We start from the raw sequence: 7,748 nt of genomic DNA on the forward strand, positions 1-7,748 counted from the left end.
TTCTCCGTGTCGGTGTCAGACATGACGGCTATCGCAACCGGCAAATGGCAGATGGAGTGAGGATGACCAGGGCCAATGTTGAGCACGCACCGAATTGCGATATCGTCATCGTCGGCGGCGGGTCGGCCGGGTCGTTGCTCGCCGCGCGGCTGAGCGAAGATCCGGGCAGCCGCGTTCTGCTGATCGAGGCAGGCGAGGAGGCGACAGATCCCGATATCTGGAACCCCGCCGCCTGGCCGGCACTTCAGGGCCGCAGCTACGATTGGGACTATCGCACGGAGCCACAAGCCGGCACCGCGGGCCGGGTGCATCATTGGGCGCGCGGGCGGTTGATCGGCGGCTCGAGTTGCCTGCACGCGATGGGCTACATGCGCGGTCATCCCTCAGACTTCCAGGCCTGGGTCGACGCAACCGGGGATCGCCGATGGAGTTGGGATGAACTTCTGCCCGTTTTCCAGGCTATCGAAGACCATCCGCTTGGTGGCGACGGCATTCACGGCAAGGGTGGGCCGTTGCCGATCCATTTGCCGGCGGACGAAGTCAGTCCACTTGCTCGCGCCTTCATCGAGGCAGGCGCATCGTTGGGTCTGCCTCGCCTTGAAGGCCACAACAGCGGAGAGATGATCGGCGTCACCCCGAACTCCATGAACATTCGCGACGGGCGCCGGGTTACGGCGGCGGACGCCTGGCTCACAAAGGCGGTTCGAGGCCGCGAGAACCTGACCATCCTCACGGGCTCCCGGGTGCAGCGGCTCAAGCTGGAGGGCAATCAGGTCCGCAGCCTGGAGGTCGTGGGGCGACAGGGTTCGGCCGAAGTGTTTGCGGATCAGATTGTGCTTTGTGCCGGAGCGTTGGAAAGCCCGGCCTTGCTGATGCGTACGGGCATCGGTCCGCGCGATGTGCTCGATGCGGCGGGCGTCGGCTGCCTGATCGATATGCCTGACATCGGTCGAAACCTTCAGGATCACCTGCTTGGCGCCGGCAACCTTTACGCGGCCCGCCAGCCAGTGCCGCCATCGCGCCTCCAACATTCGGAATCGATGGCCTATATGCGGGCTGACAGCTTCACCGCTGGCGGGCAGCCTGAAATTGTCGTTGGCTGCGGTGTCGCGCCGATCGTGTCGGAACGCTTTAAGGCACCCGCCGCCGGCACCGCCTACTCGCTGCTGTTCGGCATCACCCATCCGACGAGCCGCGGCAGCGTGCGCATCAGCGGGCCTGAGCTCGGGGACCGGTTGATCATCGACCCGGGATACCTGCAAACTGATCGGGACCGCGAACGGTTTCGCAGAGCACTTGAGGCAGCACGGACCATCGGGCACAGAGAGGAACTCGCCGGCTGGCGAGAGCGCGAACTCCTGCCAGGAACGCTGAACAGTGAGGCCGAGATGGACGACTTCATCGCGCGATCGGTCATCACGCACCACCATCCCTGCGGCACCTGCAGAATGGGCAGGGACCCGGACGCCGTCGTCGATGCAAATCTGCGGCTCAAGGCGCTCGACAATCTTTTTGTCGTGGACGCGTCGATCATGCCCAACCTCACCGCGGGACCGATTCATGCCGCGGTCCTCGCGATCGCCGAAACTTTCGCCCGACGGCGCTAAGCCACCGAGGCCGTCGGCTCGGCTGGCAGAACCGTCGGCCGGCGCGCCGCCTTGGCATATTTCTGGGCGATCATGGCGCAGACCATGAGCTGTATCTGGTGGAAGAGCATCAGCGGCAGAACGATCGCGCCGACACCCTGGCCGGCAAAGATCACATTGGCCATCGGCACGCCGCTCGCCAGGCTCTTCTTCGAACCGCAGAAGGTGATCGTGATCTGATCGGGCCTGTCGAAGCCGAGAAGCCGGCTGCCATAGGTCGTCAGCACAAGCACCAGGCCGAGCAGCACCATGTCGGCGACAACGACCACGGCAATGTCGCGCAGCGAGAACATGTGCCAAAGCCCCTCGGCGACCGCCGTGCTGAAGGCCAGATAGACGACCATCAGGATCGAACCGCGATCGACAGGCATCAGCAGTGTCTTGCGGGAGCGTATCCAGTTGCCGATCCGCGGTTCCAGCAGCTGTCCGAGCGCAAAAGGCAGGAGCAGCTGCACCAGGATCTGGCTCACCGCATCCCACGAAAATCCGCCATGGCCACCTATGGAGAAGAGCAGGCCGACGAGCAAGGGTGTCAGGAACATGCCGAAGATGTTGGAGGCGGAAGCCGAACAGATGGCCGCGGGGACGTTTCCGCCGGCGATCGAGGTGAAGGCGATCGATGACTGCACTGTCGACGGCAAGACACAGAGAAATAGAATGCCAAGGTAAAGCGGCTTGGGCAGGATCGAAGCCGGCAGGTAGCCAAGCGCCAGACCCAGCAGCGGGAACAGGCCAAAGGTCGTCAGAAGGATCACCAGGTGCAGGCGCCAATGCATCAGGCCGGCGACAACGACATCGCGCGAGAGCCTCGCACCATGCAGGAAAAACAGCAGCGCCACGGCAAGATTGGTCGCGATCGCGAACCATCCCGCGAACGTCCCGGTCGCCGGTGCGACCGACGCGAGCGCGACGGTGCACAACAGGAGGATCAGAAAGGTGTCCGGCAGAAAGCGGCGCATGACATGTTCGCTCCAGAGTGGCGACGCCGTCTTTTTACGCATTGCAAAACAAGATACAATGAATAACAGTTATCGTGATTTGGGATACAAATGCTCGATCTGGTCCAACTTCGCAGCTTCGTCACCGTCCAGCAGATGGGAAGCTTTACCTTCGCGGCGGAGAGGCTGGGGCTCGGGCAATCCACCGTCAGCCAGCACATCGGCAAGCTCGAGGCCGCGCTTGGCAGGCAGTTGCTGGCCCGCGATACGCACAAGGTTGTGCTGACGCCAGACGGCGAAGCCCTGCTCGGCCATGCCCGGACCCTGTTGTCGATAGAGGGACAGGTGCAGGCGCTTTTCACCGCGCAGAGGCTGCGGGGCACTTTGAGGCTCGGCGTATCCGAGGACCTGGTGACGAGCCGGCTGCCGCTGGTGCTGGAGGATTTCGTCCGGTCCCACCCATCCGTTGATCTTGAACTGACCGTGGCGTTGAGCGGCGTGCTCTACCAGATGCAGGACAATGGCGAGCTCGATCTCGTTCTGGCAAAGCGCCGGCTGGGCGACAGCCGTGGCCGGCTCGTCTATCGCGAGCCGCTTGTCTGGCTCGCCCGCGATCCGGAACACGTCCTGTCGCTCGCGGCCTTGCCGTTGATTGCCTTCCCCGCGCCGAGCGTCACGCGCAGCATTGCGCTGGAAGTGCTCGAACGGCACCGCATGCCGTGGCGCATTGTCTGCACATGCGGCAGCCTGAGCGGGCTGACGGCCGCCGCGCGTGCCGGCATGGGGGTTCTGGTGCAACCGCAAAGCATGTCGCCCCCGGGTTTGAAGGAGATCCCATCCGGGCGCCTGCCGCCGTTGGAGGATGTGGAATTTGTCCTTATCCCCAGCAAGGGCGCCGACAGGGCGCTCGTCTCGGCGCTGTCGGAAGATATTCTGACCAAGGTGAGAGGTCTGCGCTGACCTATTGCGTTGGGGATGCCGGCGGCGAATTTGACGTTGGACAGAAGCCTTCACGCCCGGAAGCGTCTGGCTGATGCCTCATAGCTGTTCGGGAGGCCCTGGGCCCCTTGTCCCTGGTGCGTTGTATTTGACATTCTAATATTGACCATCTCAGGCGAACGAAGATACGGATTTGCCATGGACCTGGATCCTTCGACGCTCAATCGGGCGCTGCCGCTGCGCGATCAAATCTATCACAAGATCCGCAATCTGATTGTCGTCGGCCAGTTGAAGCCGGGGGAAGTCATCAACGAGGTGGCTATCGCCGAGGCGCTCGGCGTTTCGCGCACTCCGGTGCGGGAAGCGGTCAAGCGCATCAGCGACGAAGGCCTGGTGACAATCCTGGCACAGACCGGCACCTATGTCGCGCCGATCAGCCGCGCCGACCTGGAAGAGGCCTATGTCATCCGCCGGGCGCTCGAGATGGAAAGCGCCAGGCGCGCCGCCGCCAAGATGACCCCGGCGTCCGCCGAACTGCTGGAGGACAATATGGCGGCGCACAAGCTCGCCATAGCGCGCGGCCGGTATGCCACCGCGATCCAGCTCGACGACGTCTTCCATCGCACCATTGCGGAGATCTGCGGCCTGCCGATGATCTGGCGGGCGGTCGATATCTCCAAGGCACAGATGGATCGTGGCCGCTATCTCGCCATTCCCAAGCCCGGCTACGGCGAACAGACGATCGAACAGCACGAGGCCATTCTCGACTCGCTGAAGCGCCACGATGCCGAGGGCGCCGCGCAGGCGATGGAGAACCATCTCGAGACGTCGCTCCGCAACACACTCGAAGTCGCCGCCGAGCTTCTCGGCTGACGCTCGCCATCGATCGCAACGGATCAACACATGCGAAGAATGGGACTGTGTATCGGACTGAAGGGCTGAGGCGATCGCTGAATATAAGCGCGTCCATGCGCGATCTGGCCCGAGGAGCTCGCCGTCATCAGCCGTGCGAAAATCCGCACGATTTGCCCTCGGCTTCGTCGGGGAGAACTTCGGCCACCAGCGTCTTCATTGAACGAGTACCTACGTCAGTCGTGCTCGCGTCGTGCGCGGCGTGGCCAGGAGCAGGCTCGTTTCACTGCCCGTTATGCCGGCAATCAGTCGGATGCGCCGTAGCACGGCATCGAAATCGGTCAATGATGCCGTCCCGAGCTCGACCACCAGATCCCAGCGACCGTTGGTGGTATGAATGGTCGAGACTTCCGGGAAGCCGCCCAGTGCCCGGACCACGCGGTCGGCGGCATGGCCCTCGATCTCGATGAGCATGATGCCGCGGATGCGCTGATCGACGGCGTCGGCGCGCAGCACCACCGTGTAGCCGATGATGTCGCCGGACCGTTCCAGCCGCTCCATGCGTGCCCGAACCGTGGCGCGCGAGACGCCGAGATCGATGGCGAGATCCGACACGCTGCGCCGGGCGTCATGTCGCAGCAAGGTCACGAGCCGTTCGTCCAAAGCATCCATCAGATTACCATTTCGATAAATTCTGCCGCCATTATGATAGGTTATGCTTCGCGGACTGCCAATTCTCTCTGTTCATATTGCCGGCTCGCCATGATCTCCTGTCGACCATTCGAACTTTGGCCGCGGGAAAAACAATGCGTTGCAGGATCGTCGGGGCGCCGGTGCAGGACGGCGCCGGCAGAATGGGCTGCGAAATGGGGCCGAGTGCGCTGAGGACGGCGGGGCTTGCCGAGGTGCTGTCCGGCCTCGGCCACGCTGTCGAGGATATGGGCGCCGTCCAGCCAATGCCGGCGAGGCGCGTCGTGCACGGCAACCTCGCCCTGAAGGCCCTGCCCGAAATATCGGCCTGGACATCCGCCATCGCAGCGGCAGCCTACGCGGCGAGCGAGGACGCCATGCCGATCTTTCTCGGCGGCGACCATTCGATCTCGGCCGGCACCGTGTCTGGCCTCGCCCGCCGCGCCGCCGAGGCCGGGCGCCCGCTGTTCGTGCTGTGGCTCGACGCGCATCCGGACTTCCACACGCTGGACACCACCGCCAGCGGCAATCTGCATGGTGTCCCGCTCGCGTACGCCAGCGGCCAGCCAGGTTTCAGTGGCTATTTCCCGGATCTGCCGGCGGCGGTCGATCCCAAGCGTATCTGCACCATGGGCCTGCGCAGTGTCGACCCGGCCGAGCGCAGCGCGCTCAACCAGGCGGGCGTGACCGTGCACGACATGCGCGCCATCGATGAACATGGCATCGCGCCGCTGCTGCGCGCTTTCCTGGCGCGCGTGTCTGATGAAGACGGGCTGCTGCACGTCAGTCTCGACGTTGACTTTCTCGACCCGTCGATTGCGCCGGCTGTCGGCACCACGGTTCCTGGCGGCGCGACGTTCCGCGAAGCGCATCTGGTGATGGAGATGCTGTCCGACACCGGCCTCGTCTCCAGCCTCGACCTGGTCGAGCTGAATCCTTTTCTGGACGAGCGTGGCCGAACCGCGACGCTTATGGTCGACCTGACGGCGAGCCTGATGGGCCGCCGCATCATGGATCGCCCGACCCGCAGCCATTCCGGGAGCTTTTGATCATGACCACGGCAAAGCTGAACATTGTCCCCTTCGTCAGCGTCGACCGTATGATGAAGCTGGTGCTTGCCATCGGCGTCGAGCGCTTCCTGACCGAGCTCGCCAGCTACATCGAAGAAGATTTCCGGCGCTGGGAGCTTTTCGACAAAACGCCCCGCATCGCATCACACAGCCATGACGGCGTCATCGAGCTGATGCCGACAAGCGACGGGCGGCTCTATGGCTTCAAATATGTCAACGGCCATCCCAAGAACATGCGCCAGGGCTTGCAGACGGTCACCGCTTTCGGCGTGCTTGCCGATGTCGGCAGCGGCTACCCGATGCTGCTCACCGAGATGACCATTCTCACGGCGCTGCGCACCGCCGCGACTTCCGCCGTCGCGGCCAAGTATCTGGCACCACGCGGCGCGCGCACCATGGCCATCATCGGCAATGGCGCACAGTCGGAATTCCAGGCGATCGCCTTCAAGGCGCTGACCGGCGTCGACCGGCTCAGGCTCTACGACATCGACCGATCCGCCTCGCTGAAATGCGCCAAGAACCTGGCTGCCATGGGATTTGACATCACCATCTGCGAAACCGGGCAGGAAGCGGTCGAAGGAGCCGGGATCATCACGACCGTCACCGCCGACAAGCAATGCGCCACCATCCTCACCGACAACATGGTCGGCTCCGGCGTCCACATCAACGCCGTCGGCGGCGATTGCCCCGGCAAGACCGAACTGCACAGGGACATCCTGCTGCGCTCCGACATTTTCGTCGAGTTCCCGCCGCAGACACGCATAGAGGGTGAAATCCAACAGCTTGATCCCGACCATCAGGTGACCGAGCTCTGGCAAGTGATCGCCGCCAAGGTGCCAGGCCGCCGGGACGCCAAGCAGATCACGCTGTTCGATTCCGTCGGCTTCGCCATCGAGGACTTTTCGGCGCTGCGCTATGTGCGCGACCAGCTGCAGGCAACGGGCCTCTACGAGGAGCTCGATCTGCTGGCCGATCCGGACGAACCGCGCGACCTCTATGGCATGCTGCTGAGAGCGGCCATGCAGACCGCGGCATAACAAGAACCGATGAGATGCCGCGAGCGATCCCGCAGGCATTGATAGTGACTGCGGGTCTTGTCGAACGTCCCCTCGACGAGATGAAGGGCCATCGACGTTGCCGTCACTCCACCGTCACCGATTTCGCCAGGTTGCGCGGCTGGTCGACGTCGGTGCCCATGAACACGGCGGCGAAGTAGGCCAGCATCTGGATCGGCAGCGCATAGATGATCGGCGAGATGATTTCAGGTACGTCGGGCAGGATGATCGTCTCCATCGTCTTGACGCTCACCTGTGCGGCGCCTTTGCTGTCGGTGATCAGGATGATCTTGCCGCCACGCGCCGCCACTTCCTGCATGTTCGACACGGTCTTTTCGAAAATGCGGTCATGCGGCGCAATGACGATGACCGGCATGTTCTCGTCGATCAGCGCGATCGGCCCATGCTTCAACTCGCCCGCCGCATAGCCTTCGGCGTGGATGTAGGAGATTTCCTTGAGTTTTAGCGCGCCTTCCATGGCCAGCGGGAAATTGGTGTCGCGGCCGAGATAGAGCACGTCCTTGTAGCGTGACAGTTCGCGCGCGATCCGCTCGATCT

General features: G+C 63.4%; 8 protein-coding genes. 5 read left to right on the forward strand and 3 right to left on the reverse strand.

Annotated features, from left to right (window positions below):
* Nucleotides 1–44: 44 nt before the first annotated feature.
* Nucleotides 45–1,607 carry a GMC family oxidoreductase gene (locus D3242_RS03790; protein ID WP_064986354.1) on the forward strand — a complete coding sequence of 521 codons (1,563 nt, stop codon included), beginning with the start codon at nt 45–47 and terminating at the stop codon, nt 1,605–1,607.
* On the opposite strand, the gene D3242_RS03795 is transcribed toward D3242_RS03790, so the two are convergent.
* A complete protein-coding gene (locus D3242_RS03795) occupies nt 1,604–2,647 on the reverse strand; it encodes a bile acid:sodium symporter family protein (RefSeq protein ID WP_064986352.1) in 1,044 nt (347 codons plus the stop codon). The two genes, D3242_RS03790 and D3242_RS03795, sit on opposite strands and share 4 nt — an antisense overlap.
* A 48-nt stretch (nt 2,648–2,695) precedes the next feature.
* On the opposite strand from D3242_RS03795, the gene D3242_RS03800 reads away from it, so the two are divergent.
* Together D3242_RS03800 and D3242_RS03805 are read left to right on the forward strand one after the other, a co-directional pair.
* The gene (locus tag D3242_RS03800) at nt 2,696–3,544 is read left to right on the forward strand and encodes a LysR substrate-binding domain-containing protein (protein ID WP_019860105.1); all 849 of its coding nucleotides are present in this window, start codon (nt 2,696–2,698) and stop codon (nt 3,542–3,544) included.
* A gap of 177 nt (nt 3,545–3,721) precedes the next feature.
* The gene (locus tag D3242_RS03805) at nt 3,722–4,396 is read left to right on the forward strand and encodes a GntR family transcriptional regulator (RefSeq protein WP_064986351.1); all 675 of its coding nucleotides are present in this window, start codon (nt 3,722–3,724) and stop codon (nt 4,394–4,396) included.
* A 210-nt stretch (nt 4,397–4,606) separates the two neighbouring features.
* Here the strand turns inward: D3242_RS03805 and D3242_RS03810 are convergent, their stop codons facing one another.
* On the reverse strand, nt 4,607–5,047 hold the full coding sequence (locus D3242_RS03810) for an Lrp/AsnC family transcriptional regulator (RefSeq protein ID WP_038644816.1): 441 nt from the start codon (nt 5,045–5,047) through the stop codon (nt 4,607–4,609).
* A gap of 134 nt (nt 5,048–5,181) precedes the next feature.
* Between D3242_RS03810 and rocF the strand changes: the two genes are divergently transcribed.
* Both rocF and D3242_RS03820 read left to right on the forward strand, forming a co-directional pair.
* Nucleotides 5,182–6,114 (forward strand): arginase, encoded by a 933-nt coding sequence (gene rocF, locus D3242_RS03815; protein ID WP_019860107.1) that lies wholly within the window; start codon nt 5,182–5,184, stop codon nt 6,112–6,114.
* Nucleotides 6,115–6,116: 2 nt separating this feature from the next.
* Nucleotides 6,117–7,172: an ornithine cyclodeaminase gene (locus D3242_RS03820; RefSeq protein WP_064986349.1), complete on the forward strand. Its 1,056-nt coding sequence runs from the start codon at nt 6,117–6,119 to the stop codon at nt 7,170–7,172.
* Between the two features lie 103 nt (nt 7,173–7,275).
* Here the strand turns inward: D3242_RS03820 and D3242_RS03825 are convergent.
* Nucleotides 7,276–7,748, reverse strand: a 473-nt coding sequence (locus D3242_RS03825; protein WP_120145482.1) for an SIS domain-containing protein, incomplete at its 5' end; no start/stop codon positions are given.

The organism is Mesorhizobium jarvisii (assembly GCF_003601985.1).
In the GTDB taxonomy this organism is placed as follows: domain Bacteria; phylum Pseudomonadota; class Alphaproteobacteria; order Rhizobiales; family Rhizobiaceae; genus Mesorhizobium; species Mesorhizobium jarvisii.

What these genes read in the sequence shown, in the direction of transcription:
- D3242_RS03790 (WP_064986354.1), top strand. Translation starts at nt 45, where the DNA reads ATGGCAGATGGAGTGAGGATGACCAGGGCCAATGTTGAGCACGCACCG.
- D3242_RS03795 (WP_064986352.1), bottom strand. Translation starts at nt 2,647, where the DNA reads ATGCGTAAAAAGACGGCGTCGCCACTCTGGAGCGAACATGTCATGCGC.
- D3242_RS03800 (WP_019860105.1), top strand. Translation starts at nt 2,696, where the DNA reads ATGCTCGATCTGGTCCAACTTCGCAGCTTCGTCACCGTCCAGCAGATG.
- D3242_RS03805 (WP_064986351.1), top strand. Translation starts at nt 3,722, where the DNA reads ATGGACCTGGATCCTTCGACGCTCAATCGGGCGCTGCCGCTGCGCGAT.
- D3242_RS03810 (WP_038644816.1), bottom strand. Translation starts at nt 5,047, where the DNA reads ATGGATGCTTTGGACGAACGGCTCGTGACCTTGCTGCGACATGACGCC.
- rocF (WP_019860107.1), top strand. Translation starts at nt 5,182, where the DNA reads ATGCGTTGCAGGATCGTCGGGGCGCCGGTGCAGGACGGCGCCGGCAGA.
- D3242_RS03820 (WP_064986349.1), top strand. Translation starts at nt 6,117, where the DNA reads ATGACCACGGCAAAGCTGAACATTGTCCCCTTCGTCAGCGTCGACCGT.